The following is a 26,642-nucleotide window of genomic DNA, read 5'->3' as shown; positions in this document are numbered from 1 at the left end:
ATGGCATTTGGCGACTACCAGATCGAAATCTACTTCCAGGGCCTGGCCGGAGTGGTGCCATCGCTGCCGATGGCGTTCGCGGAATTGGAAGCCAAGGCGAAGATGGCCCTGCCGGCGTCGGTGTGGTCATACGTCGCCGGGGGAGCGGGTGACGAATGCACCCAGCGAGCGAATTGCGAGGCCTTCCAGCGATGGGGGTTGGTGCCGCGCATGTTGGTCGGAGCCACCGAGCGCGACCTGTCCGTCGAAATGTTCGGCCTGACCCTGCCGACTCCGCTGTTCATGGCGCCGATCGGTGTCATCGGGCTGTGCGCCCAAGACGGCCACGGCGACCTGGCCACCGCACGGGCCGCGGCCCGCACCGGCGTCCCGATGGTCGCGTCGACCCTGACGGTCGACCCCATGGAAGACCTGGCCGCCGGGTTTGGCGACACCCCTGGGTTCTTTCAGCTGTACACACCGACCGACCGTGAGGTGGCCGCCAGCCTGGTACATCGCGCGGAAGCGGCCGGCTACCGGGGCATTGTCGTCACGCTCGACACCTGGGTCACCGGCTGGCGTCCGCGCGACCTGAGCACCGCGAACTTTCCTCAACTCCGGGGACACTGTCTCGCCAACTACTTCAGCGATCCCGTGTTCCGAGCCGGCCTGCAGCGCCCGCCGGAAGAAGATCCGCGAGGCGCGACGCTGCGCTGGGCGCAAATCTTCGGAGCCCCGCTCACCTGGGATGACCTGGGCTGGCTGCGTTCGCTGACCGATCTGCCGCTGATCCTCAAAGGCATCTGCCATCCAGACGACGTTCGGCGCGCCAAGGACGGCGGCGTGGACGGCATCTACTGCTCCAACCACGGCGGCCGGCAAGCCAACGGCGGCCTGCCTTCGCTGGATTGCCTGCCGGGAGTGGTCGAGGCGGCCGACGGACTGCCGGTGCTGTTCGACTCGGGGATCCGCAGCGGCGCCGATGTCATCAAGGCGCTCGCCCTGGGAGCGACCGCGGTCGGTGTGGGCCGTCCGTACGCGTACGGTCTGGCGCTCGGCGGCGTCGACGGGATTGTGCACGTGCTGCGCATGATGCTCGCCGAAACCGACCTGATCATGGCCGTCGACGGGTACCCGACCCGCAAAGATCTCACCCCGGACACATTGCGGCGCGTCGGCTGAGCCGAACCCCCGGCGCCTGCGAATGTAACGGCGTGGAGCCGATACTCGAGGAGTTCGACGAGTACCTGGACCTGCAGTGCGGCCGTTCAGCGCACACTCGTCGGGCATACCTGGGCGACCTGCGCTCACTGCTGGCGTTCCTCGATGGCCGCGGCTTGGACGCGTTGAGCCTGCCAGTCCTGCGGTCGTGGCTGGCCGCCGCGGCCGGTGCCGGAGCGGCCCGTACGACCCTGGCCCGGCGCACCTCGGCGGTCAAGGCATTCACCGCGTGGGCGGCGCGTCGGGGACTGCTGGCCACCGACCCTGCAGCCCGCCTGCAGGTGCCTAAGTCGCGTCGCGCACTGCCGGCGGTGCTGCGCCAGGATCAGGCACTCGCAGCCATGGCGGCCGCGAAGTCCGGTGCCGAGCAAGGCGATCCGCTGGCTTTGCGGGACCGGCTGATCGTCGAGCTGTTGTATGCCACCGGAATCCGGGTGAGCGAGCTGTGCGGCCTAGACGTCGACGACGTAGACGCTGGGGACACTGGGCATCGGCTGCTTCGGGTGCTTGGCAAGGGCAACAAGCAGCGCACCGTGCCGTTCGGGCGGCCGGCTGTCGATGCCTTGCATGCCTGGCTTGCCGACGGGCGTCCCGCGCTGGTCACCGCGGAGTCCGGGCCGGCACTCCTGCTGGGTGCCCGCGGCCGGCGTCTCGATGTGCGGCAGGCGCGCACTGTGGTGCACCAGACCGTTGCCGCGGTCGACGGTGCGCCTGACATGGGGCCGCACGGGTTGCGGCACAGCGCGGCCACCCATCTGCTCGAAGGTGGGGCCGATCTGCGGGTTGTTCAGGAGGTGCTAGGGCATTCCAGTCTGGCCACCACGCAGCTGTATACCCATGTCGCGGTTGCCAGGTTGCGTGCTGTGCATGATCAGGCCCACCCGCGGGCCTAGCCTGGCGACGATGCGCGCCGCGAAGTGGCGTGAGGTGGGGGCACGTGCCGCTTGCGAGGGAGAGTTGGGCGATGCGGCCTTGCCGGGAATTGCGCCCAGAATCCAAACTTTCGGTGAACGACGGCTGGCTGGAAAGCGATAGGTCTGGCGCTTGCCGCGAGATGACCGTCTAATCGCACTAGCAAGCGGCTGGCAATGACGCCAAATATCGCGCTTTCGGTTAAGCGATGAGGGCACAGGTTGTTCGACTTCGGCGTGTTACCGCCCGAGATCAACTCCGCTCGTATGTATGCCGGTCCGGGATCGGGGTCCATGATGGCTGCCGCCGCGGCCTGGGATGGGCTTGCGGCCGAGTTGAGTGGGATGGCCGCGGTGTATGGCTCCGTCATCTCGGAACTGACCAGTGCGCAGTGGGTAGGGCCAGCGTCACTGGCGATGGTCGCCGCCGCCATGCCCTACGTTGAGTGGCTCAGCGCCACGGCTCAGCAGGCTGAGCAGGCGGGAATGCAGGCCCGGTCGGCCGCGGCAGCCTACGAGCTTGCCTTCCTGATGACGGTCCCCCCGCCGGTCATTGCGGCTAACCGCGCCTTGCTGACGGCGTTGATCGCGACCAATTTTTTCGGCCAGAACACCCCGGCGATCGCCGCCACCGAGGTGCTGTACGCAGAGATGTGGGCGCAGGACGCCGCGGCCATGTACGGCTATGCCAGCGCCTCGCTGACGGCCATGGAGTTGACCCCGTTCACGCCACCGGTAAATACCACCGACCCTGCTGCGCTGGCCAGGCAGGCCGCGGCGGTCGGCGCGGCCGCCGCACCTGCCAGCGCAGCGCTGACCGTATCGTCAGGCATCGCCGCCGCAGTGCCGTCAACCGCACCGGCGATCGCATTGCCCGCGTGGTACTGGGCGTTCGTCGACTGGATGAACGCGCATCTGCCCCATCTGACAATCGCGAACCGGACGACGATTGTCCGGCTCCTGGGGCTCTCGTATTTCGACGAGGGGATGTTGCAGTCTTTTGTGTCGATGTCCCAGACGCTGATCCCGGGCTCTCCGTCCGCTGGTGCCGGTGACTCCGGGTCTTCGGTGGTTGACAGTTGGGGTACGTCCGTCTTAGCCGGTCCCCGGGTGGGTCCAGCGGTCGGCGCAGGCGCGCGTGTTGGCGCCGCGCCCCCTTCCGCGCCGAACTGGTGGGCACTCAATCGCGAAACGCTTGGCGTCACGGCCAGTATGGGCAAAGGCGGTTCTATCGGGGGGTTGTCGGTGACGCCGGACTGGGCGGCGCGCGCTCGCATGTTTAATCCCGCTGCGTGGGGGAGGCCGGTCGAACAGGACATCACCGAGATCCTCAAGCAACCAGCGGAAAACGCAATTCTTCGCGGGATCCCGATGGGCGGCGCCGGCCACGCCGCCAGTGGTGGCGGCGGCTTTACGCACAAATACGGATTCCGTTACGCGGTAATGCAGCGCCCGCCGTTCGCCGGTTAGTGCGCGGCGTCAGCCACCCAACGGTTTGAGCCGTATCGGTGTCGCCTTCAGCAGGCCGAGCGGATCGACGTAGTCGGCGCCCGAAGCCGGACCCCACATCGCGCCCCAATGTAGGCATGCCCGGGCTGGACAGCCGGGATGCCCGGCCACTAGCTCACCGATCACGGTCTGCGCCGTCACCAGCTGACCGGCCCGCACCGTCGCGCGGACCGGCTCATAACTGGTGTGCAGTCCGCCCGAGTGTGCCAACGAAACCACCGGCCGTCCCGCTAGCAGCCCGGCGAACACCACGGTCGCGTCGCCGGCCGCGTAGACGTGCTGTTGCGGCGCGCCGGCCAAGTCCACGCCCCGGTGCCCGGGATGCCAATCGGGCGACGGCGCGTCGAATCCCCTAACGACCGCCTGGGGTGGCCGCAACGGCCAGTCCAGTCGCGCGTTGTCGGCAGACGCCGTCGGCGCGCATGCCAGCGTCCAGCACAGGACCAGCACTATCCGTCGCACCTGTTCAGTCCAGCGCCCCCACGTTGTCGGGGCCACTCACCGCTGTGGACAAACCACCTGCTGGATCGGTGTAAACTTCTCGTCGCAGCTCGCGTTAGCGGGCTGACTTCGCGCGTCTGCACCGCGACTCCCGTTGTTGAGGATTTCGCAACCGCGTGCCGGGCGGTCCCGTAATAGGGTCCGGCATCGCCGCAGGCGCCAGGGCCCGGCCTCACCCGAAGCCGGGCGACAACCGACAACAAGAGGACATGGCTGGCTATGGCCGTTGTAACCATGAAGCAGCTGCTGGACAGCGGCACCCACTTCGGGCATCAGACCCGTCGTTGGAACCCCAAGATGAAGCGGTTCATTTTCACCGACCGCAACGGCATCTACATCATCGACCTGCAGCAGACGCTGACCTTCATCGACAAGGCGTACGAGTTCGTCAAGGAGACCGTCGCCCACGGTGGGTCGGTGCTGTTCGTCGGCACCAAGAAGCAGGCGCAGGAGTCCGTCGCGGCCGAGGCGACCCGCGTCGGCATGCCGTACGTGAACCAGCGCTGGCTGGGCGGCATGCTCACCAACTTCTCCACCGTGCATAAGCGGCTGCAGCGCCTCAAGGAACTCGAGGCGATGGAGCAGACCGGCGGCTTCGAGGGCCGCACCAAAAAGGAGATCCTGGGCCTGACCCGGGAGAAGAACAAGCTGGAGCGCAGCCTCGGCGGTATTCGTGACATGGCTAAGGTGCCGTCGGCGATCTGGGTTGTCGACACCAACAAGGAGCACATCGCGGTCGGAGAGGCCCGCAAGCTGGGCATCCCGGTCATCGCGATCCTCGATACCAACTGCGACCCCGACGAGGTCGACTACCCGATCCCGGGCAACGACGACGCGATCCGCTCGGCGGCGCTGCTCACCAAGGTGATCGCCTCCGCGGTGGCCGAGGGCCTGCAGGCCCGCGCCGGCCTGGGCCGCGGCGACGGCAAGCCGGAGGCCGAGGCCGCCGAGCCGCTCCCCGAATGGGAGCAGGAGCTACTGGCCAGCGCCAGTGCGAGCGCAGCGTCCGGGGCCGAGGGCGCCGGCACAACCGAATCAACCACAGATGCATCCTAGGAAAGGCTGAGCATTGGCGAACTACACCGCTGCCGACGTCAAGCGACTTCGGGAGCTGACCGGTGCCGGAATGCTCGACTGCAAGAACGCGCTGGTCGAAACCGACGGCGACTTCGACAAGGCCGTCGAGGCGCTGCGGATCAAGGGCGCCAAGGACGTCGGCAAGCGTGCCGAGCGGGCGACGGCGGAGGGACTGGTTGCGGCGCGCGCCGGGGCCCTTATAGAGCTGAACTGCGAGACGGACTTCGTCGCCAAGAACGCGGAGTTCCAGGCGCTGGCCGACCAGATCGTGACCGCGGCTGTATCGGCGAAAGCCGCCGACGTCGAGGCGCTCAAAGCGGCCAGCACCGGCGATAAGACCGTCGAGCAGGCGATCGCGGAGCTGTCGGCCAAGATCGGCGAGAAGTTGGAGCTGCGTCGCGTCGCGATCTTCGAGGGCACGGTCGAGACCTACCTGCACCGGCGGTCGGCTGACCTGCCACCTGCGGTCGGGGTCCTGGTCGAGTACCAGGGCGACGGCGGCGGCGAGGCGGCGCACGCGGTGGCGCTACAGATCGCCGCGCTCAAAGCGCGCTACCTGTCCCGGGACGACGTGCCCGCAGACGTCGTGGCCAGCGAACGCCGCCTCGCGGAGGAGACCGCGAAGGCGGAGGGCAAGCCGGAGCAGGCGCTGCCCAAGATCGTCGAAGGCCGGCTCAACGGCTTCTTCAAAGACTCCGTGCTGCTCGAGCAGCCATCGGTGTCAGACAACAAGAAGACCGTCAAGGCCCTGCTTGACGAGGCCGGCGTGACGGTGACGAAGTTTGTGCGCTTCGAGGTGGGGCAGGCCTAACCGCGCAAGCGGGTGCGGGCTAGCGTCGTCACATGGCTCGCGTACACGCTTTCGGAGACGATGCCCTTGGCGACCTTGACGCGGTCGCCCTAGTCGACGCCATCCGATCCGGCCGGGTGGGCCGGGCCGAACTCGTCGAGGCCGCGATCGCGCGTGCCGAAGCTGTCGATCCCGCGCTCAACGGATTGGCGTATGCGGCCTTCGATCAAGCGCGAGCCCTAGCGTCCCGGGACGTCAAGGGCTTCTTCGGCGGCGTGCCGACGTTCATCAAGGACAACGTCGACATCGCCGGACTGCCGTCGATGCGGGGCACCGATGCATGGCAACCGTACCCGGCGCGCACCGACAGCGAGATAACGCGTGTGTTGCTGGACAGCGGGCTGGTGGCACTGGGCAAAACGCAGATGTCGGAGTTCGGGTTCAGCGCCGCCGCCGAACACCCCCGCCTGGGACCGGTCCGTAATCCGTGGAACACCGATTACACCGCGGGTGCTTCGTCGTCGGGATCGGGGGCATTCGTCGCCGCCGGAGTGGTGCCGATGGCGCATGCCAACGACGGTGGCGGTTCCATCCGAATACCCGCCGCCTGCAACGGGTTGGTCGGGCTCAAGCCATCGCGGGGACGGTTGCCGCTGGATCCCGAGTACCGGCGGATGCCGGTGGGCATCGTGGCCAACGGGGTGGTGACCCGCTCGGTCCGCGACACCGCGGCCTGTTACCGGGAGGTCGAGCGCATCTGGCGCAACCCCAAACTGCCGCCTATCGGTGATGTCACCCGGCCGGGCAAGCAGCGGCTCAAGATTGCTGTGGTGACCAGTTCGGTCCAGCGTGACGCAAGCCCCGAAGTGCGGGAGCTGACGCTGAAGACGGCCGCCCTGCTGGAAGAACTCGGCCATCGAGTCGAGTCCATCGACAACACCTGGGTGCCGGCCAGCTTTGTCGACGATTTCGTGTTGTATTGGGGTCTGCTGGCGCTGGCGCAAATTGGCACCGGTCGCCGCACGTTCGGTAATAGCTTCGACCGCGGCCGGCTGGACAACCTGACATTGGGCCTGGCTCGCCATACCAGACGCAACATCCACCGGCTCCCGCTGGCGATCACCCGGCTGCGCCGGCTGCGCCGACGCAGCGCACAGTTCTTCGCCGGCTATGACGCGTTGCTCACGCCCACGCTCGCCGACGTGACGCCACAGATTGGTTACCTGGCGCCCAACGACTACGACCAGGTGCTTGATCGGCTATCGGACTGGGTCGCGTTTACGCCGCTGCAAAACGTGACCGGGGATCCTGCGATTTCGCTGCCGCTGGCTCAAACCTCGGAAGGTCTTCCGGTCGGCGTGATGCTCGCGGCCGACATCGGTGACGAGGCGCGACTGCTGGAACTGGCCTATGAACTTGAGGAAGCCCAACCGTGGGCCCGGATTCAGGATTGAACTGGGCGCGGAAACCTGTTCAGCCATTTTCGCTCCTGACCTAGCGCGTTTGATGCTTGTCACGCCAGGGTTTCAGTGCGGGACCGGACCGATGCCCAATAAGTCGTAGTAATGGTTTCGTGACCATCGGCATTAGTGCCGAGCGTTTCATGAGGGTCCATTTGGCTTGGCCCGGCGAAGGGCTTATCGCAGGTCCGAGCGGCTGTGCACCAGCGTGGATGTTTGAGGGCCGCGTCAAGCGGTTATGGAGACACGTGGGGGCGGTCCTCGTAATGCAAATGGAGCGTGCGCTTCAGCGAGGAACGTGGTCGACTCAAGGGAGGAGTCACATGAAATTCACAAAAACCGCAGTTAAAACGGCTATCGGTGCCGCCGGAATTGCTGCCGCCGCTTTCACTGCCGCAACCGCTATTGCTATCCCCAGCGTCCAGCAATTTGGCACCAGCGCGCCGATCGTCAGCGGGCCGCTTGTTACCGCTTACACGGTTCACGACCTAGAGCCAACCAACATGACCATCCCTGGCTACGCACCGCAGGGGCAGCTGTGGCAGGCCGAGGTTACCGCAGTGGCGGATAGCGGCACGGTGACTCCGCTTGTGTCGTCCTTCAACGCGCGCACGGCGACCGGCCAGAACTACCGGGTCGTCAACAATGTGCCCGCGCCGGCCGGAATCAACCCGTCACCCATCCCTCAGGGTGGACAGACAAGCGGGAAGATCTTCTTCGACGTCACCGGTGCGCCTCCGAACGGGGTTGTCTACAACGATGGCGTCCAGGATGTTCTCATCTGGACCAACAACGCTTAATGCGGGTTCTGGCCTGATGGCGTAACGCTCGACCTCCCCGTGTCAATGGCGACGCGGGTAGGTTGCGTTTGTGCCCCGCCGCTGTTGGGGTGATCAGCTTCCTATTGGGTGATCTATTGGGCGATCGAGTCCTCGGCTGGCCCCGTCGACGTCCAGACGGGACTTAGCATCGGCTCCCTGATTACCCATCGGGGCTGCGGTGGCGTGACGGCCATATAACCGACGCCGCGGACCGTCTCGATCACCGATTCGTGCTCGGTTCCCAGCTTTGCGCGTAGTCGTCGTACGTGCACGTCGACCGTACGAACGCGGCCAGTGCAGTCATAACCCCACACCTCATGCATGAGCCGAGTACGGGTGAATGCCCGACCGGCATGCTGCACAAGAAAATTCAACAGTTTGAACTCGGTGAGAGTCAGGCCCAGATCCTTGCCGGCCAGTGACACGGTGAAGCTGGCCGGGTGCAGGACGAGGTCGCCGAATTGGAGCGTGCCTTCGAGCGCGCTGCGCCGACGCGTAATCGCCAGCCGCAACCGGGCCTGCAGTTCCGCCGCGCCCGCTGCGGCCAGCAACACGTCATCGAATTGCCAATCGACGTCGACCTCCACAAAGTCGGCAGGCGCGACGACGGCAACCACCGCCAGTGCTGGCGCGTTGGCCGTCAGCCGTCGGCAAACCCTGCGAGCTGCCGTAAGGTCGGTGCGCGCATCGATGACCGCGACGTCGGCAGTGGAATCTACCCCCTTGTCGGGATCGTCCAAAGGAACCCGCCGTAGCACCTGGGCGAACGATTCCAGCGTCGGTAGAGCCGATTCAAATCCGGCATCATTGGAAATGAGAAGAACTTCCAACAGATGTCTCCAAATCTTGCGCGGGTGCGCGACCTGCCAGCGCAGCGCTGAATACCCGGTTCAGAACAAAACTATTCCAAGTTTGTTCAATTGAGTTCTGCCCAGCCCAGACCAGCCGGGCTGATTCGGCCCAGATACGGGTTGCTTCCGCGACGATGCAGCGGATTCCCGACGCGCCGATTGCCCAAACATCAGGGGCGGAGAAATAGTTGGCAGGACACGGCTACGAGACACAACCGCTGCGCCCGGCACCGGCGGCGGCCCGGATTGCCAGCTGGGCAAATACTCCACCCCGCCCACGCGGGAGTGATGCGATGAGGCAGGATAAGAGATGCCGTTCCGGGTAGTTGCCGGGATGGCACTCTCATGCGAGGAGTCTGATGAAGGAGCCCAAGCCAACGAGCGCCAACGGTGTGCCGGCTTCTCCAGTTTCCGGCGCGCCGTCGAAGTATTCGCGAGTATTGCTCAAGCTCGGCGGCGAAATGTTCGGTGGCGGCCAGGTCGGGTTGGATCCCGATGTCGTGTCGCAGGTAGCTCGCCAGATCGCCGACGTGGTCCGCGGCGGCGTACAGGTTGCTGTCGTGATCGGCGGTGGCAATTTTTTCCGTGGCGCACAGCTTCAACAGCTAGGCATGGAGCGCACCCGGTCGGACTACATGGGCATGCTCGGAACGGTCATGAACAGCCTTGCCCTGCAAGACTTCCTCGAGAAGGAAGGCATTGTCACTCGAGTCCAGACGGCGATCACGATGGGCCAGGTGGCCGAGCCCTATCTCCCGCTGCGGGCGGTGCGCCACCTGGAGAAGGGTCGGGTGGTGATCTTCGGTGCCGGCATGGGGCTGCCGTACTTCTCCACGGACACGACCGCAGCTCAGCGGGCATTGGAGATCGACGCGGACGTGGTGTTGATGGCCAAGGCCGTCGACGGTGTGTTTGCGGAGGATCCGCGGGTGAATCCCAACGCCGAACTACTCACCGCGGTTAGCCATCGCGAAGTCATTGACCGAGGGCTGCGAGTGGCCGATGCCACGGCGTTCAGTCTTTGCATGGACAATGGCATGCCGATCCTGGTGTTCAACCTGCTGACCGATGGCAATATCGCCCGAGCAGTCGCTGGTGAGAAGATCGGAACGCTGGTCACCACCTGAAGAGGAGCGGCGCAGATGATCCGCGGCGGCGACGAAGCAGAGCGAAGCGATGAGGAGGAGCGGCGCAGATGATCCGCGGCGGCGACGATGCAGAGCGAAGCGATGAGGAGGAGCGGCGCAGATGATCCGCGGCGGCGACGATGCAGAGCGAAGCGATGAGGAGGAGCGGCGCAGATGATAGATGAGGCACTCTTCGACGCCGAAGAGAAAATGGAGAAGGCCGTGTCAGTGGCCCGGGACGACCTGTCAACCATTCGCACCGGCCGCGCCAACCCTGGCATGTTTTCGCGGATCGCCATCGATTACTACGGTGCGACCACCCCGATCACGCAGCTGGCCAGCATCAATGTTCCCGAGGCTCGGCTTGTCGTCATCAAGCCCTACGAAGCCAACCAGCTGCATGCGATCGAGACCGCTATCCGCAACTCCGATCTCGGAGTGAATCCCACCAACGATGGCACCCTCATCCGGGTGGCTGTACCCCAGCTCACCGAGGAACGCCGGCGAGAGCTGGTCAAGCAGGCCAAACATAAGGGCGAGGAAGCCCGAGTCTCGGTGCGCAACATCCGTCGTAAAGCGATGGAGGAACTGCACCGCATCCGCAAGGACGGCGAAGCCGGCGAGGATGAGGTCGGGCGCGCCGAAAAGGATCTGGATAAGACCACCCACCAATACGTCGCTCAAATCGACGAGCTGGTCAAACACAAAGAAGGCGAGCTGCTGGAGGTCTAGGGGCCGCTCAGCAGCTAAGTACGTTTACGCCTGTGGCAACCACTGATGCCGACCCCGGCAGCCCAGATGAGCCCGCGCACCCGGCTAAGAAGACGCCCCGGGCGGGGCGTGACCTGCGGGCCGCCAATCTGGTGGGCTGGAGCATCGGCTTCGTTCTAATTGCGGCGCTGGTGTTCGTTCCACACGTCTGGGTGGCCATTTGTGCTGTGGCAATCCTGGTTGCCAGCCACGAGGTGGTGCGGCGACTGCGTGAAGCCGGGTACCTGATTCCGGTTATCCCGTTACTGATCGGTGGCCAGGTGACCGTCTGGCTGACCTGGCCTTATCGCGCCGTGGGCGCTCTGGTGGGATTCGCCGGCATGGTAGTGGTTTGCATGATCTGGCGGCTTTTCATGCAGGGTGAACGGTCCGACGGCCAGGGCGAACGTGCCGACGGTCAGCCGTCTTCGACCAACTACCTCCGCGATGCGTCGGCCACCATTTTCCTGGCCGCGTGGGTGCCGCTGTTCGGTTCGTTCGCCGCGATGCTGGTCTACGAACCGGAGCACGGCCCGGGGTGGGTGTTTTGCATGATGATCGCGGTCATCTCGTCGGATGTGGGTGGCTACACCGTGGGCGTGCTGTTTGGCAAACATCCGATGGTTCCCAGGATCAGCCCGAAGAAATCCTGGGAGGGCTTCGCCGGTTCGTTGGTCTGCGGGATCACCGCAACCATCCTGACCGGGACCTTCTTGGCAGGCAGGACTCCGTGGGTCGGTGCTCTGCTGGGCCTACTTTTTGTGCTCACCACCACGCTGGGCGACCTGGTGGAGTCCCAAGTGAAGCGTGATCTCGGCATCAAAGACATGGGTCGTCTGCTGCCGGGCCACGGTGGCTTGATGGACCGGTTGGATGGCGTGCTCCCGTCTGCAGTGGCGGCCTGGACGGTGTTGACGCTCTTGCCTTAGGCAGCCGTTGGCTGCCATGGGTTGTCCCGACTTGGTCGATACTGGACAGATCATGGTCCAAGAGCTGATTTTCGATGCGCCGCGCCGCGCCAAGCCGCCGCGGCACCTGGCCGACCTCGACGCCGCCGGCCGGGTGTCGGCTGTTGCCGAGCTTGGCCTGCCGGCGTTTCGCGCCAACCAGCTCGCCCACCAGTACTACGGCCGGCTGATCGCCGATCCGCGGCTGATGACCGACCTTCCGGCGGCGCTTCGCGCCCAGATCGCCGAGGCGATGTTCCCCAACCTGCTCGTTGCCGTCCGCGAAGTCACCTGCGACGCCGGCCAGACACGAAAGACGTTGTGGCGGGCCGTCAACGACCCTGCTGGCGCCACTGTCGAGTCGGTGCTGATGCGCTATCCACAGCGCAACACGGTGTGCATTTCGTCGCAGGCAGGCTGTGGCATGGCTTGCCCGTTCTGCGCGACCGGCCAAGGCGGCTTGACCCGCAACCTGTCCACCGCGGAGATCCTCGAGCAGGTGCGCGCCGCTGCTGTTGCGCTGCGCGACGACTTCGGCGATCGGTTGTCGAACGTGGTGTTCATGGGCATGGGGGAGCCGCTGGCCAACTACACCAGGGTGCTGGCCGCAGTGCGGCGCATCACCGAGCCGCCGCCATCCGGTTTCGGGATTTCCGCGCGCTCGGTGACGGTGTCGACGGTGGGCCTGGTCCCGGGTATCCACAAACTTGCCGATGAGCGACTCGGCGTGACTCTGGCGCTGTCGTTGCATGCGCCAGACGACGAGTTGCGCGACACGTTGGTACCGGTCAACAACCGGTGGAAGATCAGCGAGGCGCTGGACGCCGCCCGCTACTACGCCGACGTCACCGGCCGGCGGGTGTCCATCGAATACGCGCTGATCCGTGATGTCAACGACCAACCGTGGCGGGCCGATCTGCTGGGTAACCGGTTGCATCGTGCGTTAGGTCCGCTGGTCCATGTGAACTTGATCCCGCTCAACCCAACGCCGGGCAGCGATTGGGACGCCAGTCCCAAACCGGTGGAGCGAGAGTTCGTCAAACGTGTTCGCGCGAAAGGGGTTTCGTGCACGGTGCGAGACACCCGCGGTAGGGAGATAAGTGCCGCCTGCGGACAGCTGGCCGCCGAAGGCGGGTAGTTGGAGCGCAGGCGAATCTGGCTTCAGCCTGCGGACAGCTAGCCGCCGAAGGCGGGTAGTTGGAGCGCAGGCGAATCTGGCTTCAGCCTGCGGACAGCTGGCCGCCGAAGGTTGCGGCGGGGTGATGAACCCTAGCGGCGAGTAATCCGTGTTCAAGACAAAACACCAGCGAACGAGGTCAGCCATGATTTTTCGCGTTGTGTCATCAATCAAAGCGTGTGCCGCCCTTGTAGCTGCGCTTGTCCTGATGTTCGGTCTGGCCACCGCACCGCGTGCGGCGGCAGCCGATGAACGGCTGAATTTCAGCGCCACCACCCTGGCCGGTGCCCCCTTTAATGGCGCCAGCCTGCAGGGCAAGCCAGCGGTGTTGTGGTTCTGGACGCCGTGGTGCCCATTCTGCAACGCAGAAGCGCCCGGCCTAAGCCAGGTGACGGCGGCCAATCCAGGCGTCACCTTCGTGGGCGTTGCGGCCCATTCCGACGTCGGGGCGATGCAGAACTTCGTTTCGAAATACGGCCTGAACTTCACCAACCTCAATGACACCGACGGCGCGATTTGGGCCCGTTACAACGTCCCATGGCAGCCGGCGTGGGTGTTCTACCGCGCGGATGGCTCCTCCACCTTCGTCAACAACCCCACCTCGGCGATGTCCCAGGAGGAGCTGTCCGGTCGGGTGGCCGCGCTGGCGTCGTAAACCAGTGGACCAGGCCCTAATTGGGTTGGCCTTCGCCGCCGGCTTGGTGGCAGCGCTGAACCCCTGCGGGTTTGCCATGTTGCCCGCTTATTTGCTGCTGGTGGTGCGTGGGCAGCCCGAGCGGCCGCAGCCTATCCGCGCATTCGGTCGAGCCCTGGCAGCCACCGTGGGCATGTCGCTTGGCTTTGTGACGGTATTCGGCTTGTTCGGCGTGCTGACCATCTCGGCGGCCACGACCGTGCAGCGCTACCTGCCGTATGTGACGGTGGCGATCGGCGTCGTGCTCATCGCTTTGGGGCTTTGGCTGGTGTCGGGTCACGAGCTAACCGCACTTACCCCGCGACAGGGGAGCCAGCGATGGGCTCCGACGATTCGGGTGAGTTCCATGTACGGATATGGCGTCAGCTATGCGATTGCGTCGTTGTCCTGCACTATCGGGCCGTTCTTGGCGGTCGCCGGGGCCGGCCTGCGGGGCGGTTCGATCATCGGGAGCGTGGCCATCTCCCTCGCCTACGTCGGGGGACTCACCCTGGTCGTCGGCGTGCTTGCGATGGCGGCCGCGACCGCCAGTTCGGCGCTGGCCGACCGGATGCGACGGATCTTGCCGTTCGTCAATCGGCTTAGCGGCGCGGTGCTGGTGCTGGTCGGGCTGTACGTGAGTTACTACGGCGTTTACGAGGTGCGGTTATTCCATGCGGCGGCAAATCCGCAGGACGGCGTGATCGCCGCGGCGGGGCGCCTGCAAGGGGCGTTGGCCGGTTGGGTACATCGGCACGGCGTATGGCCGTGGACGGGGGCACTGGCCGTGCTAGTGATTGGCGGGCTAGTCAGCGCCTGGTACCGACGAGCACGTCGTCAAGACCGTAGCTGACATCAGTTCGCACCATAGTGGAGTTGCATATGACATCAATGTGATGTCACCATGACACCATGGATCTGCAGCCCTATGTGGAGGCCGTTCGTCACGAGCTGAATCTGGCCGCCGCGGCGGCCGGCAGCGCGGCACAGGATCTCGCCGACCGGTTGAGCGCCCCGCTGGAGTCGGCACTTCGGCTGGCACTGCTGGAGGCTTTGTCGGCGGCTGCCGAAGAAATCACCGGCGAACTTGCACCCCGATCGGTGGAGGTCCGGCTGCGTGGCCGCGATCCGGAATTCATCGTCAGCGCACCGCTTGACGACCCGGCACTTGAAACGGGTGATGGCGAGGCGGACCAGGAGTTCGGGGCCGGATACGACCCCCCTGGTAAGTGGGACGGCGGCGGCACCTGGCGCGTCACACTGCGGCTGCCCGAGGGGCTACGGGCCGCCGTGGAGGCGGCCGCGCGGCGGGAGGGAGCGTCGATCAACACCTGGCTGGTCCGGGCCGCGGCTGCGGCCAGTCAAGCGCCACGCGCTTCCACCCGAAAAACCGGCCACCGCGTCACCGGCTGGGTGCGCTGACCCATTCAACGAAGGAGACAAGATGCCGACGTTTGAAACTCCCGAACCGATCATGGCGCGCATCGATGCCGGTGCGGGTGCTGTCCGGCTCACTGCGACCGACCGTTCCGACACCGTCGTCGAGGTGCGACCCCGCGACGAGTCATGCGGCTCCGACGTCTGGGCCGCCGAGCACACTCGTGTGGAGTTCCGCGATGGCAAGCTGGTCGTTTCCGGTGCCAAACGCGGCCTGCCTCGTTTTCGGGGCGGGGCCATTGACCTCGAGATCGCGCTGCCATCTCGGTCGCGGGTGTACGCGTCGCTGGCATCGGCCGACATGCGTGCCGACGGCGAGTTCGCCGACTTCCGGTTCGGATCGGGCAGCGGAACGGTGCACGTCGGTTCCGTCGCCGGAAAGATCAAGGGCGCCAGCGCATCCGGATCTTTCAGCGTCAACACGGTGGAAGGCTACGCGTCGCTGGCAACTGCTTCGGGCGCGGTGAGCGTCGGCAACCTCGATGGCGAACTGAGGTTCAAGGCCGCCAGCGGCTCACTCAACGTAGCGACGTTGCGTGGCGGCGTGAAGTCGCGCACCGCATCCGGATCGGTGACCGTATCAGCGGCCGTTCGCGGTGCCGTGTCGGCGCACACCGGCAGCGGTGATGTTGCGGTCGGCATCCCTGAGGGCACTGCGGCCCGGCTGGACGTCACCACCGGATCCGGTTTCGTCACCAACCAGCTTCAGCCGTCGGAAGGCCCCGAACTCGGCGATCAAACCCTCGTTCTGCAAGTGCGCAGCGGCTCCGGCGATGTCAACATCCATCGAGCACCCGCCCACGAAACCGTGGGCGGGTGAGCATTACCTGATCCAGCCGCGCCGCCGGCCCCACAGATCGCGCACCAGCACGAACAGCACCACCGCGGCAAACCCGATCAGGAACCAGTCCTCGACGTGGCCGACGTGGTTGCCCCGCAGCATCGCCAACAGAAACCCGAAGATGCACAGACCGACGATGTGCCAGGTGCGGTGATTGATCCTGCTCCAGCCCCACGCTGCGGACGGCACCTCAGCGGTGTCCACCTCATGTTGTGGGCCGGTGAACTGCTCCACCTCAGTACTGGCCACGGCGATTCCTCCGGATCGGCTTGCAGGTTGCAGAACATTCTGGCACACGCTGCGCGGGCGTTACCGCGGCGGCATCAGCACCGTGTCGATCATGTACACCGTCGCGTTCAGGGTCTGCACGCCGCCACACACCACCGAAGCGTTGTTCGCGTTGAGGCTGTTGCCCGAACCGGTCACCGTCACCGACGCGCCCTGAACCGTGGCGTGCGTGCCCACGACCTGAGACGGGCTTAGCTGTCCGGGGACCACGTGGTACGTAAGGATCTTATTCAGTAGCGGCGCATCGGTTTTCAACGTGTCGATGGTCGCGGCGTCCAGCTTGCCGAACGCTTGATCGGTGGGAGCAAACACGGTGAACTGGCCGCCGTTGAGGGTGTCCACCAGGTTCACCTGCGGGTTGAGCTTGCCCGAAACCGCTGAGGTCAGCGTGGTGAGCATCGGGTTGTTCGATGCCGCCACCGCAACGGGGTCGGCCGCCATCCCGTCCACCGATCCCGGCCCGGTGGGTACCTGTTGTGCGTAGGCTTGGCAACCGGGGCCGACCAGATTGGTGGCCGGACTGGCCGCCGCGGTAGGTGCGATGGCCACAGCGAGACCGACGGCGGCCGCCGCTGCCGCGAAAGTGGTTGCCGCAGTGCTCTTTTTGCGTAGCTTCATTGTCTGAGCTCCTCAATAGTTGTCGGCGACGGTAGCGCCGCCTGGTTCGTAGTGACATGAATGATTCGGAGCCGGACGGGTTTTGGATGGCCTCGTAGCAGAGTCGGTCATCCGTAGGTGAACGAATACACCTGCAATCCTTGGCTGGGAACCACTTCGAGCGTCCCGTCGGCCACCCGATCGCCAGCGACGACCTGATGAGCAGTCGGCGGTCCGCTGATCGGAAGCGTCGTCGACTTTCCGTCGCGGATCACGGTGACGGTTCCGGTGCCGCCGACGACGAGATAGACGTTCTTGGCGTGGTAGTCGAGTTTGATGCGGGAGTTATCGCTGTCGGCCATCGCGCCCTGGTAGTCCAGCGACCACCGGCCGCTCAGCGCGAAGGCGTTGGCTCTCAGTGTCGGCGGGTAATTGAACGTCGCCGAACCCTGGTCGTAGAGCTCGCTGCCAGCGAAGTTGACCATTTTGCCCACCCCGAAGTAGGTCTCGGGAGTAAGCCCGGGACCGGGCGTGGAGTCCGCGGTATCCACCGGCGGCGGCAACGTAGCGCCACGATTGGCATCGACCAGCAACTGGCGGATCAGCCTTTCGGTGCCGTCGTAGTCACCTTCTCCGAATTTGATGTGGCGCACTGTGCCATTGGCGTCGATCAGATACTCGGCCGGCCAGTAGCGGTTGCGGTAGTTCGTCCAGGTTGCGTAGTTGTTGTCCAGCGCCACTGGGTATTTGATGTGCAGGTCGGCGGCACCGGTCGCCACATTGCCGGCGACTCTCTCGAATGCGTACTCGGGAGTATGCACGCCGATGACCTCGAAGCCGTTGTTCTTGTACGCCTGGTACCAGCCGGTCACGTGGGGGATGGCGCGTTGACAGTTGATGCAGGAATAGGCCCAGAAGTCGATGAGGACGACGCGGCCCCGCAACGAGCTGAGGTCGACCGGTTTGTTGCCCGGGGTGTTCAGCCAGGACTCAATGCCCTTGATGTCTGGTGCGGGACCGCAATTTTCGAGTTCGTCGGCGCCGTTGCTGCAGTTTGACAACTGCGCGTTCTGATCGTTGACGAGGCCGCTCAGATTCAGCTTTTGCCGAATCTGGTTGTCACCACCGACTTTCCGCTGCAATGCGCTGGTGTAGTCGGGAATTGCCCGCTGCAGCAACGCGGGTACGTTGAATACCAGCGCCACCGCCAGCAGAATCGTCACCACCCCCGCCGCGATGCGGATCTCACGCTGCCGGCGGCGAAACGCGCTAACCCGCGCGGCCACCTGCTGGCCGGCCAGCGCGAAAAACAGCAACGGCAAAGCGGCACCGACAGCAAATGAGCAGGTGAGCACGACGGTGTTGACGCCGATGTTGGAGGTGGCCCCGGCCACCACGATCGCGGCGAGTACCGGGCCCGCACAAGGCACGTAGAGGGCGCCCAACGCCAGGCCAAGACCGAACCCGTTGCCGCCTCCGGTGTCGACTTGCTTTTGCGGGATTCGCGAAAACGGCCGCTCCAGCAGCTGCTCGAATCGCGGGAAGATCAGCCCGAGACCGATCGCGACCAGTGCAACCAACGCGACCCAGCGAATTGCGTCCTGCCGCAGGTGTAGCAGCGACAGCAACGCGGTGCCCACCAGGGTAACCACACCGAAGCTCAACACCAGACCCGCGATCACCCGGTACGGGCGCAGGGTCTCCGATAGCGGACGCTTCCGCTTGACCGCGACGGCGACGCCGGAGGTATCGGGTGCGGCGCTGGTGCGCGCGCCGGAGAAGAAGATCACCGGCAGTACCGGCAGGATGCATGGGGATATTCCGGTGATCAGGCCTCCGATGAGGCCGATGAGTGCAAGCGTGAACATACCCACTATTCGAAGCTGAAGCCGCACCGGATGGGAACGAAACCTATTGCGTGGTAAAGCTTTTGAGAGGCAGGAAAGGGCGGCCCGGCAGAGCCGGGCCGCCCATAGCGACTGCCGCGAGCTACAACGCCGGCGGCATCAACACCGTGTCGATCATGTACACCTGCGCGTTGGCGGTGGACACGCCGCCGCAGACCAGGCCCGAGTCGTTGACCTTGAGGTCATTGCCTGCGCCTACGACATTTACCGTGCCGCCTTGCACAGTGGCGTGCTGACCGCCCACCCGTGCCGGACTGAGCTGTCCACTCACCACGTGATACGTGAGGATCTTGTTCAACAACGGTGCGTCGGTCTTGAGACGGTCTATCGTCGCCGCGTCGAGTTTGCCAAACGCCTGGTCGGTGGGGGCGAACACGGTGAACTGGCCGCCATTGAGGGTGTCGATCAGATTCACCTGCGGGTTGAGCTTGCCCGAAAGTGCCGAGGTGAGCGTGGTCAGCTGCGGATTGTTCGAGGCTGCGACCGTCACCAGGTCTTGTGCCATGCCGGCCACCGAGCCGGGTCCGTTGGGCACCTGCTCCGCGTAGCTCGCGCAGCCGGCGCCGATGAGGTTGGCCGATGGGTTCGCCGTCGGCGGCGCGGCCATCGAGGTGGCCATCGGTTCGGACGGCTTGGAGCTGGTGGAGCTGGCCACCCCTCCGTTGCTCGAACAGCCTGCCAACACCGCGACCGCGATCGCGCCGACACCGGCAGCGGCACATGCCTTGTGCTTCAAATCCTTCATGGTTGATCCGACTCCCTTGTCTCTCCTGTCGTGGGCTTGCATCTCCTATTCGGTGCCGTTGGCGGACCGGATGGGTTGCCGCGAGAGGCACAATGATGAGGTGACCAATCCGAGCGAGGGCCGCCTGCGCGTCCTGGTGCTGGGCAGTACTGGCTCGATCGGCACCCAGGCGCTGGAGGTCATCGCCGCCAATCCGGACCGCTTCGAGGTGGTCGGGTTGGCTGCCGGGGGCAAAAACCTCGACACGCTGCTGCGGCAACGTGCCGAGACCGGGGGGACCAACATCGCCGTCGCCGACGATCACGCGGCGCAACGGGCCGGCGACATTCCCTACCGCGGCGCCGATGCCGTCACCCGGCTGGTCGAGGACACCGAGGCCGACGTCGTCCTCAACGCGTTGGTCGGGGCGTTGGGCCTGCGTCCGACGCTGGCTGCGCTTGCGACGGGCGCCCGGCTGGCCCTGGCCAACAAGGAATCGCTGGTCGCCGGCGGTCCGCTGGTGTTGCGGGCAGCGCGGCCCGGTCAGATCGTGCCCGTCGACCCCGAACACTCCGCGCTGGCCCAGTGCCTGCGCGGCGGTGCTCCCGATGAGGTCGCCAAGCTGGTGCTGACCGCATCGGGCGGGCCGTTTCGGGGCTGGTCATCCGCGGACCTCGCGCACGTCACCCCCGAGCAGGCCGGTGCCCATCCGACGTGGTCAATGGGCCCGATGAACACGCTGAATTCCGCGTCACTGGTCAACAAGGGTCTGGAGCTCATCGAAACCCACTTGTTGTTCGGCATCCCCTATGACCGGATCGAGGTGGTGGTACACCCGCAATCGATCATTCATTCGATGGTCACCTTCATCGACGGCTCGACCATCGCCCAGGCCAGCCCACCGGACATGAAGTTGCCGATTTCGTTGGCGTTGGGCTGGCCGCACCGGGTACCCGGCGCGGCCACCTGCTGTGATTTCACTAACCCGCAGGTCTGGGAGTTCGAGCCGCTGGACACCGACGTTTTCCCCGCGGTCGAACTGGCCCGGTACGCCGGCGAGGTCGGCGGTTGCATGACCGCGATTTACAACGCCGTTAACGAGGAGGCGGCCGAGGCATTTCTCAACCGCCGGATTCCGTTCCCCGCCATCGTCCGCACAATCGCGGACGTGCTGCACACTGCCGACCAATGGGCCGGTTCACCCGCTACCGTGGATGACGTACTCGACGCGCAGCGCTGGGCGCGGGAACGGGCGCAGCTCGCGGTCACCACAGCGAGCCCCGCAAGCGTTTCTGGAATGGCTTCGGTGGCGATCGCAAGCGCGGCGAAGCCGGGCGAAGCGGGTCGCCACGCCTCGACTTGAGAAAGGTCCTTACTGGCTGATGATGTTCGTTATCGGCATTGTGCTGTTCGCACTCGCCATCATGATCTCGGTGGCGCTGCACGAGTGCGGCCACATGTGGGCGGCGCGCGCTACCGGCATGAAGGTGCGTCGCTACTTCGTCGGCTTCGGCCCCACATTGTGGTCGACCCGGCGTGGTGAGACCGAGTACGGATTCAAAGCCATTCCGGCGGGTGGCTTCTGCGACATCGCCGGCATGACCCCGGTCGAGGAGCTTGCGCCCGACGAACGTGACCGCGCGATGTACAAGCAGGCGACCTGGAAGCGCGTCGCGGTGCTGTTCGCCGGGCCCGGGATGAACTTCGTGATCTGTGTGGTGCTGATCTATGCCATCGCGCTGATCTGGGGGCTGCCGAACCTGCACCCGCCCACCCAGGCCGTGGTCGGCGAAACTGGCTGCGTCGCATCGGAAACGACGCAGGGCCAGCTCGAAAAGTGCAATGGCCCCGGGCCGGCCGCGCTGGCCGGAATCCGCGCCGGCGATGTCGTCGTCAAGGTCGGTGACACCCCGGTGTCCACCTTCGATGACATGGCTGCCGCGGGGCGCAAACTGCACGGCACCGTTCCGATCGTCGTCGAGCGTGACGGCACCACGATCACGACCAACGTCACTATCGAATCCACCCGGCGCTGGCTCCCCAACGCCCAGGGCAGTCGCCTCGAGCCCAGCACCGTCGGCGCCATCGGGGTCGGTGCCCCGCACAGTGGGCCCACGCAGTACGGCGTGTTCTCCGCGATACCGGCCACCCTTACGTTCACCGGCGACCTAACTGTCGAGGTGGGCAAGGCGTTGATCGCCATCCCGACCAAGGTTGGCGCGCTGATGCATGCCATCGGCGGCGGACAGCGTGACCCGCAGACCCCGATCAGCGTGGTCGGTGCCAGCATCATCGGCGGCGACACCGTCGACCACGGGTTGTGGGTGGCGTTCTGGTTTTTCCTGGCCCAGCTGAATCTCATCCTGGGGGCCGTCAACCTGCTGCCGCTGCTGCCATTCGATGGCGGCCATATCGCCGTCGCGGTCTTCGAGAAGATCCGCAATATGATCCGGATGGCTCGCGGCAAGGTGGCGGCCGCGCCGGTGAACTATCTCAAGCTCATGCCGGCGACCTACGTGGTGTTGGTTTTGGTCGTCGGGTACATGCTATTGACCGTCACCGCCGATCTGGTCAACCCGATCCGGCTTTTCCAATAGATACGAGAGAGAAGGACTGACAGTGACCATTGGCCTGGGCATGCCACAGCCACCGGCGCCCACGCTTGCCCCCCGGCGCGGCACGCGTCAGCTGATGGTCCGCAACGTCGGGGTCGGCAGCGATTATCCGATCTCGGTGCAATCGATGTGCACCACCAAGACTCACGACGTCAACTCCACCCTGCAGCAGATCGCGGAGTTGACGGCCGCCGGCTGCGACATCGTGCGGGTGGCGTGCCCGCGTCAGGAGGACGCCGACGCGCTGGCCGAGATCGCCCGGCACAGCCAGATTCCGGTGATCGCCGACATCCACTTCCAGCCGAAGTACATCTTCGCCGCTATCGATGCGGGGTGTGCCGCGGTGCGGGTGAACCCGGGCAACATCAAGGAATTCGACGGCCGGGTCGGCGAGGTCGCCAAGGCCGCCGGCGAGGCGGGCATCCCGATCCGCATCGGTGTCAACGCCGGCTCACTCGACAAGCGGTTCATGGCCAAGTACGGCAAGGCCACGCCGGAGGCGCTGGTCGAGTCGGCACTGTGGGAGGCCTCGCTCTTCGAGGAACACGGCTTCGGCAACATCAAGATCAGCGTCAAGCACAACGACCCCGTGGTGATGGTCGCCGCCTACGAACAGCTGGCCGCCCAGTGCGACTACCCGCTGCACCTCGGGGTCACCGAGGCTGGACCCGCTTTCCAGGGCACCATCAAGTCGGCGGTCGCCTTCGGTGCACTGCTGTCCAAGGGCATCGGCGACACCATCCGGGTGTCGTTGTCGGCCCCACCGGTCGAGGAAGTCAAGGTCGGCAGTCAGATTCTGGAGTCGCTGAATCTGCGGCCGCGTTCGCTCGAGATCGTGTCCTGCCCCTCGTGCGGTCGAGCGCAGGTCGACGTCTACACCCTGGCCAACGAGGTGACCGCCGGTCTGGACGGTCTCGACGTGCCGTTGCGGGTGGCCGTAATGGGGTGTGTCGTCAATGGTCCGGGTGAAGCTCGCGAGGCGGATCTGGGCGTGGCTTCCGGCAATGGCAAGGGCCAGATCTTTGTGCGTGGCGAAGTAATAAAGACCGTGCCCGAGGCGCAGATCGTCGAGACGCTGATTGAGGAAGCGTTGCGAATCGCGGAAGAAATCGGCGACAACGATCCGGGCACGACAGCGAGCGGTTCGCCTATTGTGACCGTAAGCTAATAGTGGCCTAATTCACTGCCTTCAGAGAGTTCCCCAGATGTCGGCTCCGCCCATCTTGCGCCTGGTTGGCGAGCGACGGGTGTCCGTGGTGCGCGATGCGGCGGCCGTTTGGCGGGTACTCGACGACGACCCGGTCGAATCGTGCATGGTCGCCGCGCGGGTCGCAGACTACGGCATCGAACCGAATTCGATTGGCGGAGAACTGTGGACCCTTCGCGGCGCGCAGGAGTCGCTATGTTTCGCCGGAGCCAATCTCATCCCGCTGCGCGGCGGACTAATCGATCTGAATGCATTCGCGGATGAGGCGATGAGCGCATCGCGGCGGTGCTCGTCACTAGTCGGCAGGGCGGATCTGGTGTTGCCGATGTGGCGTCGGCTCGAGTCAACCTGGGGCCCGGCGCGTGACGTGCGCGACCACCAACCGCTCATGGCCATCAACACCCATCCCAGCTGCCCGATCGATCCGGGCGTCCGCCAGGTCCGGCCCGACGAACTGGACGCGTATCTGGTGGCCGCCGTCGACATGTTCATCGGCGAAGTGGGTGTGGACCCGCGGCTCGGCGACGGAGGCCGCGGCTATCGCCGTCGGGTGGCCAGCCTCATTGCGGCCGGGCGTGCCTGGGCCCGCTTCGAGCATGGCCAGGTCGTCTTCAAGGCCGAGGTGGGTTCGCAATCTCCGGCCGTCGGGCAGATCCAGGGCGTCTGGGTCCACCCTGAGGGGCGGGGCCTGGGCATTGGCACCGCCGGCACCGCGACGCTGGCTGCCGTGATCGTGGGTAGCGGGCGCATCGCGAGCCTGTATGTGAACAGCTTCAACACGGGGGCCCGTGCCGCGGACGCCCGCGGCGGCTTCAGGGAAGTCGGCACCTTCGCGACGGTGCTACTGGACTAGCCCCATACGCCAACCGGGTGAGCGCCGCTCTTGCGTGACGCTGGGCGCTCAACCGCGCGCTGGCGTGACGTCCGGCGAAACGAGTGGGCACGCGTAACGGTTCGGTCTCGGTGTGTCGGCGCCGATGTCCAAGTCACAGTTCTTAACATCAGCAACGATGGTCACTAGAACAACATTCGCCTCAACCGCCTCGTGTTTGCTGTTGGTCGCGATTACCGCACTGCCAGGGTGCACCCCGCGGCCCGAAGGTCCTGGTCCAGCTGCCGAGAGGTTCTTCGCCGCACTCGCCGTCGGTGACACCGCGACCGCCGCCCAGCTCAGTGACAACCCCAACGAGGCACGCGAGGCGCTCAACGCGGCCTGGGCAGGGCTACAGGCGACGCATTTGGATGCTCAGGTCCTCAGCGCGAAGTACGCCGAAGACGTGGGCACGGTCGCATACCGCTTCACCTGGCATCTGCCCAAGAACCGGACGTGGAGCTACGACGGGCAGCTGAAAATGGCCCGTGACGAGGGGCGCTGGGAGGTCCGCTGGGCGACCACGGGGTTGCATCCCAAGCTGGGGGAGCATCAGACGTTCGCGCTGCGGGCCGACCCGCCGCGACGCGCCTCGGTGAACGAACTCGGCGGCACCGATGTGCTGGCGCCGGGCTACCTGTATCACTACGCGCTCGACGCTACTCAGGCGGGGCCGGACCTGATCGGGACGGCGCACGCGGTGGTGGATGCGCTGCGGCCCTTTAACGACGCTCTCAACGACCCGCAGTTGCTTGCCGAACAGGCCAGCTCGGCGACTCAGCCGATGGACCTGGTCACGCTGCTTCCTGACGACAGCAACAAGGTCTTCCCGGCGATCGGCAAGCTGCCCGGGGTGGTCATCACACCCCAGGCCGAGCTGTTGCCGACAGACCCACATTTCGCGCCGGTCGTGATGACTGAGGTGAAGAAGGCCGTCATCGACGAACTCGACGGCCAGGCGGGCTGGCGGGTCGTCAGCGTCAACCAGAACGGCGTCGACGTCGCGGTGCTGCACGAGGTAGAGCCCTCGCCGGCGCCGTCGATCTCCATCACCTTGGACCGGACCGTGCAGAACGCCGCCCAGCACGCCGTGGATACTCGCGGCGGCAAGGCGATGATTGTCGTGATCAAGCCGTCGACGGGAGAGATCCTGGCTATCGCGCAGAACGCGGGTGCCAACGCCGACGGCCCGATCGCCACCACCGGCCTGTTCCCACCCGGGTCGACGTTCAAGATGATCACCGCCGGCGCGGCCGTCGAACGCGATATGGCTACCCCCAACACGATGATGGGTTGCCCTGGCCACATCGACATCGGACACCGCACCATTCCCAACTACGGCGGCTTCGATCTCGGAGTGGTGCCGTTGTCGCGGGCGTTCGCCAGTTCGTGCAACACCACATTCGCCGAGCTGAGCAGCAAGTTGCCGCCCCGCGGTCTGACGCAGGCGGCCGCACGCTATGGGATCGGGCTCGACTATGAGGTCGAGGGCATCACCACCGTGACGGGCTCGGTGCCGCCGACGGTGGACCTGTCCGAGCGGACCGAGGACGGTTTTGGGCAGGGTAGGGTGCTGGCCAGCCCGTTCGGGATGGCGTTGGTGGCCGCCACGGTAGCTGCTGGCAAGACCCCGGTTCCGCAGCTAATCGCCGGCCGCCAGACGAAGGTCGAAGGCGACAGCACGCCGATCACACCGAAAATGATCGATGCGTTGCGGCCGATGATGCGGCTGGTGGTGACCAACGGCACCGCAAAGGAGATCGCGAGCTGCGGCGAGGTGTTCGGTAAGACCGGTGAGGCCGAATTCCCGGGCGGATCGCACTCCTGGTTCGCCGGCTACCGCGGTGACCTCGCGTTCGCGTCATTGATTGTCGGTGGTGGCAGCTCGGAATACGCGGTCCGGATGACGAAAGTGATGCTCGAATTGCTGCCGCCCGGCTTCCTCGCCTAAGGCTTAGGCCTGCCCCATCCCGGGCAGTCCGTTCTGGCCGATGAGCATTCCGCCCTTGCCGCCACTACCGGGAGTTGCCGGAGCCTTGCCGGTGCCGGCGCTGCCGCCGTTACCGCCGTCGCCGATGAGCCATGCGTCGCCGCCCCGGCCACCGTCTCCACCTTGGTCGATTCCATCGATCGACTGCCCGCCCGAGCCACCCGAGCCGCCGTTGCCGATCAGCCCGGCTTTGCCTCCGGCCCCGCCTGCTCCGCCGAGGGCGGTGCCGTTTCCGGCCGACCCGCCATTGCCGCCGGAACCGCCGGAGCCAAAGAGGAAGGCGCCGGCACCGCCGTCGCCGCCGATACCGCCGTTGTTTTGGCCGAAGCCGCCGGCCCCTCCGGCGCCGCCATCGCCGAACAGCCCGATCG

At 65.6% G+C, this 26,642-nt stretch carries 26 protein-coding genes and 1 pseudogene; 20 read left to right on the top strand and 7 right to left on the bottom strand.

Annotated features, from left to right (window positions below; translation table 11 throughout):
* The 3 genes from MSIMFI_RS19980 to MSIMFI_RS19970 all read left to right on the top strand — a co-directional run bounded on the left by MSIMFI_RS19980 (position 1) and on the right by MSIMFI_RS19970 (position 3,581).
* Positions 1 to 1,161, top strand: coding sequence for a lactate 2-monooxygenase (locus MSIMFI_RS19980; protein ID WP_191498821.1), 1,161 nt, complete (start codon positions 1 to 3; stop codon positions 1,159 to 1,161).
* 32 nt (positions 1,162 to 1,193) lie between these two features.
* Positions 1,194 to 2,093 (top strand): tyrosine recombinase XerC, encoded by a 900-nt coding sequence (locus MSIMFI_RS19975; RefSeq protein ID WP_191498820.1) that lies wholly within the window; start codon positions 1,194 to 1,196, stop codon positions 2,091 to 2,093.
* Positions 2,094 to 2,378: 285 nt separating this feature from the next.
* Entirely contained in the window at positions 2,379 to 3,581 is a 1,203-nt protein-coding gene (locus tag MSIMFI_RS19970; protein WP_263597431.1) for a PPE family protein, read from the top strand.
* Between the two features lie 9 nt (positions 3,582 to 3,590).
* Here MSIMFI_RS19970 and MSIMFI_RS19965 read toward each other — a convergent pair whose 3' ends face one another.
* The gene (locus MSIMFI_RS19965) at positions 3,591 to 4,082 is read right to left on the bottom strand and encodes a M23 family metallopeptidase (RefSeq protein WP_191498818.1); all 492 of its coding nucleotides are present in this window, start codon (positions 4,080 to 4,082) and stop codon (positions 3,591 to 3,593) included.
* 258 nt (positions 4,083 to 4,340) lie between these two features.
* Here MSIMFI_RS19965 and rpsB point away from each other — a divergent pair, with 258 nt between their 5' ends.
* The 4 genes from rpsB to MSIMFI_RS19945 all read left to right on the top strand — a co-directional run bounded on the left by rpsB (position 4,341) and on the right by MSIMFI_RS19945 (position 8,248).
* Positions 4,341 to 5,177, top strand: a complete 837-nt coding sequence (gene rpsB / locus MSIMFI_RS19960) for a 30S ribosomal protein S2 (RefSeq protein WP_186242435.1) — start codon at positions 4,341 to 4,343, stop codon at positions 5,175 to 5,177.
* A 13-nt stretch (positions 5,178 to 5,190) separates the two neighbouring features.
* A complete protein-coding gene (gene tsf, locus MSIMFI_RS19955; RefSeq protein ID WP_191498817.1) occupies positions 5,191 to 6,009 on the top strand; it encodes a translation elongation factor Ts in 819 nt (272 codons plus the stop codon).
* A 32-nt stretch (positions 6,010 to 6,041) separates the two neighbouring features.
* Entirely contained in the window at positions 6,042 to 7,442 is a 1,401-nt protein-coding gene (locus tag MSIMFI_RS19950) for an amidase (protein WP_191498816.1), read from the top strand.
* A gap of 329 nt (positions 7,443 to 7,771) precedes the next feature.
* A complete protein-coding gene (locus tag MSIMFI_RS19945; RefSeq protein ID WP_186242438.1) occupies positions 7,772 to 8,248 on the top strand; it encodes an MPT63 family protein in 477 nt (158 codons plus the stop codon).
* A gap of 113 nt (positions 8,249 to 8,361) precedes the next feature.
* On the opposite strand, the gene MSIMFI_RS19940 is transcribed toward MSIMFI_RS19945, so the two are convergent.
* Positions 8,362 to 9,099 carry a winged helix-turn-helix domain-containing protein gene (locus MSIMFI_RS19940; RefSeq protein ID WP_186242439.1) on the bottom strand — a complete coding sequence of 246 codons (738 nt, stop codon included), beginning with the start codon at positions 9,097 to 9,099 and terminating at the stop codon, positions 8,362 to 8,364.
* 380 nt (positions 9,100 to 9,479) lie between these two features.
* On the opposite strand from MSIMFI_RS19940, the gene pyrH reads away from it, so the two are divergent.
* The 8 genes from pyrH to MSIMFI_RS19900 all read left to right on the top strand — a co-directional run bounded on the left by pyrH (position 9,480) and on the right by MSIMFI_RS19900 (position 16,051).
* Positions 9,480 to 10,247, top strand: a complete 768-nt coding sequence (gene pyrH / locus MSIMFI_RS19935) for a UMP kinase (RefSeq protein ID WP_186242440.1) — start codon at positions 9,480 to 9,482, stop codon at positions 10,245 to 10,247.
* A 174-nt stretch (positions 10,248 to 10,421) separates the two neighbouring features.
* The gene (frr, locus tag MSIMFI_RS19930) at positions 10,422 to 10,979 is read left to right on the top strand and encodes a ribosome recycling factor (protein WP_186242441.1); all 558 of its coding nucleotides are present in this window, start codon (positions 10,422 to 10,424) and stop codon (positions 10,977 to 10,979) included.
* 32 nt (positions 10,980 to 11,011) lie between these two features.
* Positions 11,012 to 11,926: a phosphatidate cytidylyltransferase gene (locus tag MSIMFI_RS19925; protein WP_191498815.1), complete on the top strand. Its 915-nt coding sequence runs from the start codon at positions 11,012 to 11,014 to the stop codon at positions 11,924 to 11,926.
* Positions 11,927 to 11,978: 52 nt separating this feature from the next.
* On the top strand, positions 11,979 to 13,082 hold the full coding sequence (rlmN, locus tag MSIMFI_RS19920) for a 23S rRNA (adenine(2503)-C(2))-methyltransferase RlmN (RefSeq protein WP_191499092.1): 1,104 nt from the start codon (positions 11,979 to 11,981) through the stop codon (positions 13,080 to 13,082).
* 184 nt (positions 13,083 to 13,266) lie between these two features.
* Positions 13,267 to 13,776 (top strand): protein disulfide oxidoreductase, encoded by a 510-nt coding sequence (locus MSIMFI_RS19915; RefSeq protein ID WP_191498814.1) that lies wholly within the window; start codon positions 13,267 to 13,269, stop codon positions 13,774 to 13,776.
* Positions 13,777 to 13,780: 4 nt separating this feature from the next.
* Positions 13,781 to 14,647 (top strand): cytochrome c biogenesis CcdA family protein, encoded by an 867-nt coding sequence (locus tag MSIMFI_RS19910; RefSeq protein ID WP_191498813.1) that lies wholly within the window; start codon positions 13,781 to 13,783, stop codon positions 14,645 to 14,647.
* A 59-nt stretch (positions 14,648 to 14,706) separates the two neighbouring features.
* Positions 14,707 to 15,216 carry a histidine kinase gene (locus MSIMFI_RS19905; protein ID WP_191498812.1) on the top strand — a complete coding sequence of 170 codons (510 nt, stop codon included), beginning with the start codon at positions 14,707 to 14,709 and terminating at the stop codon, positions 15,214 to 15,216.
* A 22-nt stretch (positions 15,217 to 15,238) separates the two neighbouring features.
* Positions 15,239 to 16,051 (top strand): DUF4097 family beta strand repeat-containing protein, encoded by an 813-nt coding sequence (locus MSIMFI_RS19900; RefSeq protein WP_191498811.1) that lies wholly within the window; start codon positions 15,239 to 15,241, stop codon positions 16,049 to 16,051.
* A gap of 3 nt (positions 16,052 to 16,054) precedes the next feature.
* Here MSIMFI_RS19900 and MSIMFI_RS19895 read toward each other — a convergent pair whose 3' ends face one another.
* The 4 genes from MSIMFI_RS19895 to MSIMFI_RS19880 all read right to left on the bottom strand — a co-directional run bounded on the left by MSIMFI_RS19895 (position 16,055) and on the right by MSIMFI_RS19880 (position 19,609).
* Positions 16,055 to 16,321: a DUF2631 domain-containing protein gene (locus tag MSIMFI_RS19895; RefSeq protein WP_186242447.1), complete on the bottom strand. Its 267-nt coding sequence runs from the start codon at positions 16,319 to 16,321 to the stop codon at positions 16,055 to 16,057.
* A 60-nt stretch (positions 16,322 to 16,381) separates the two neighbouring features.
* Complete coding sequence (locus tag MSIMFI_RS19890; RefSeq protein ID WP_191498810.1) at positions 16,382 to 16,978, bottom strand: fasciclin domain-containing protein; 597 nt, start codon at positions 16,976 to 16,978, stop codon at positions 16,382 to 16,384.
* 107 nt (positions 16,979 to 17,085) lie between these two features.
* Positions 17,086 to 18,825, bottom strand: a complete 1,740-nt coding sequence (locus tag MSIMFI_RS19885; RefSeq protein ID WP_191498809.1) for a cytochrome c biogenesis protein DipZ — start codon at positions 18,823 to 18,825, stop codon at positions 17,086 to 17,088.
* Positions 18,826 to 18,946: 121 nt separating this feature from the next.
* Complete coding sequence (locus MSIMFI_RS19880; protein WP_191498808.1) at positions 18,947 to 19,609, bottom strand: fasciclin domain-containing protein; 663 nt, start codon at positions 19,607 to 19,609, stop codon at positions 18,947 to 18,949.
* Between the two features lie 70 nt (positions 19,610 to 19,679).
* Here MSIMFI_RS19880 and dxr point away from each other — a divergent pair, with 70 nt between their 5' ends.
* The 5 genes from dxr to MSIMFI_RS19855 all read left to right on the top strand — a co-directional run bounded on the left by dxr (position 19,680) and on the right by MSIMFI_RS19855 (position 26,232).
* Complete coding sequence (dxr, locus tag MSIMFI_RS19875) at positions 19,680 to 20,951, top strand: 1-deoxy-D-xylulose-5-phosphate reductoisomerase (RefSeq protein ID WP_191499091.1); 1,272 nt, start codon at positions 19,680 to 19,682, stop codon at positions 20,949 to 20,951.
* A 19-nt stretch (positions 20,952 to 20,970) separates the two neighbouring features.
* Positions 20,971 to 22,185, top strand: a complete 1,215-nt coding sequence (locus MSIMFI_RS19870; RefSeq protein ID WP_191498807.1) for a M50 family metallopeptidase — start codon at positions 20,971 to 20,973, stop codon at positions 22,183 to 22,185.
* Positions 22,186 to 22,207: 22 nt separating this feature from the next.
* On the top strand, positions 22,208 to 23,371 hold the full coding sequence (gene ispG / locus MSIMFI_RS19865; protein ID WP_191498806.1) for a flavodoxin-dependent (E)-4-hydroxy-3-methylbut-2-enyl-diphosphate synthase: 1,164 nt from the start codon (positions 22,208 to 22,210) through the stop codon (positions 23,369 to 23,371).
* 37 nt (positions 23,372 to 23,408) lie between these two features.
* Positions 23,409 to 24,263: a GNAT family N-acetyltransferase gene (locus tag MSIMFI_RS19860; protein WP_191498805.1), complete on the top strand. Its 855-nt coding sequence runs from the start codon at positions 23,409 to 23,411 to the stop codon at positions 24,261 to 24,263.
* A gap of 157 nt (positions 24,264 to 24,420) precedes the next feature.
* A complete protein-coding gene (locus tag MSIMFI_RS19855; protein WP_191498804.1) occupies positions 24,421 to 26,232 on the top strand; it encodes a penicillin-binding transpeptidase domain-containing protein in 1,812 nt (603 codons plus the stop codon).
* Between the two features lie 3 nt (positions 26,233 to 26,235).
* Here the strand turns inward: MSIMFI_RS19855 and MSIMFI_RS19850 are convergent.
* Positions 26,236 to 26,642: pseudogene (locus tag MSIMFI_RS19850) on the bottom strand (PE-PGRS family protein); the annotation flags it as partial.

Source organism: Mycobacterium simulans, from assembly GCF_900232995.1.
Lineage (GTDB): Bacteria > Actinomycetota > Actinomycetes > Mycobacteriales > Mycobacteriaceae > Mycobacterium > Mycobacterium simulans.
Note: the sequence above shows the minus strand (reverse complement) of the source record. Positions and strands in the feature narration are given on the sequence as shown.

What these genes read in the sequence shown, in the direction of transcription:
- MSIMFI_RS19945 (WP_186242438.1), top strand. Translation starts at nt 7,772, where the DNA reads ATGAAATTCACAAAAACCGCAGTTAAAACGGCTATCGGTGCCGCCGGA.
- MSIMFI_RS19950 (WP_191498816.1), top strand. Translation starts at nt 6,042, where the DNA reads ATGGCTCGCGTACACGCTTTCGGAGACGATGCCCTTGGCGACCTTGAC.
- dxr (WP_191499091.1), top strand. Translation starts at nt 19,680, where the DNA reads ATGGGTTGCCGCGAGAGGCACAATGATGAGGTGACCAATCCGAGCGAG.
- MSIMFI_RS19860 (WP_191498805.1), top strand. Translation starts at nt 23,409, where the DNA reads ATGTCGGCTCCGCCCATCTTGCGCCTGGTTGGCGAGCGACGGGTGTCC.
- rlmN (WP_191499092.1), top strand. Translation starts at nt 11,979, where the DNA reads ATGGTCCAAGAGCTGATTTTCGATGCGCCGCGCCGCGCCAAGCCGCCG.
- MSIMFI_RS19880 (WP_191498808.1), bottom strand. Translation starts at nt 19,609, where the DNA reads ATGAAGGATTTGAAGCACAAGGCATGTGCCGCTGCCGGTGTCGGCGCG.
- MSIMFI_RS19900 (WP_191498811.1), top strand. Translation starts at nt 15,239, where the DNA reads ATGCCGACGTTTGAAACTCCCGAACCGATCATGGCGCGCATCGATGCC.
- MSIMFI_RS19915 (WP_191498814.1), top strand. Translation starts at nt 13,267, where the DNA reads ATGATTTTTCGCGTTGTGTCATCAATCAAAGCGTGTGCCGCCCTTGTA.
- MSIMFI_RS19980 (WP_191498821.1), top strand. Translation starts at nt 1, where the DNA reads ATGGCATTTGGCGACTACCAGATCGAAATCTACTTCCAGGGCCTGGCC.
- MSIMFI_RS19855 (WP_191498804.1), top strand. Translation starts at nt 24,421, where the DNA reads ATGGTCACTAGAACAACATTCGCCTCAACCGCCTCGTGTTTGCTGTTG.
- MSIMFI_RS19905 (WP_191498812.1), top strand. Translation starts at nt 14,707, where the DNA reads ATGGATCTGCAGCCCTATGTGGAGGCCGTTCGTCACGAGCTGAATCTG.
- pyrH (WP_186242440.1), top strand. Translation starts at nt 9,480, where the DNA reads ATGAAGGAGCCCAAGCCAACGAGCGCCAACGGTGTGCCGGCTTCTCCA.
- rpsB (WP_186242435.1), top strand. Translation starts at nt 4,341, where the DNA reads ATGGCCGTTGTAACCATGAAGCAGCTGCTGGACAGCGGCACCCACTTC.
- frr (WP_186242441.1), top strand. Translation starts at nt 10,422, where the DNA reads ATGATAGATGAGGCACTCTTCGACGCCGAAGAGAAAATGGAGAAGGCC.
- MSIMFI_RS19885 (WP_191498809.1), bottom strand. Translation starts at nt 18,825, where the DNA reads ATGTTCACGCTTGCACTCATCGGCCTCATCGGAGGCCTGATCACCGGA.
- MSIMFI_RS19890 (WP_191498810.1), bottom strand. Translation starts at nt 16,978, where the DNA reads ATGAAGCTACGCAAAAAGAGCACTGCGGCAACCACTTTCGCGGCAGCG.
- MSIMFI_RS19970 (WP_263597431.1), top strand. Translation starts at nt 2,379, where the DNA reads ATGTATGCCGGTCCGGGATCGGGGTCCATGATGGCTGCCGCCGCGGCC.
- MSIMFI_RS19870 (WP_191498807.1), top strand. Translation starts at nt 20,971, where the DNA reads ATGATGTTCGTTATCGGCATTGTGCTGTTCGCACTCGCCATCATGATC.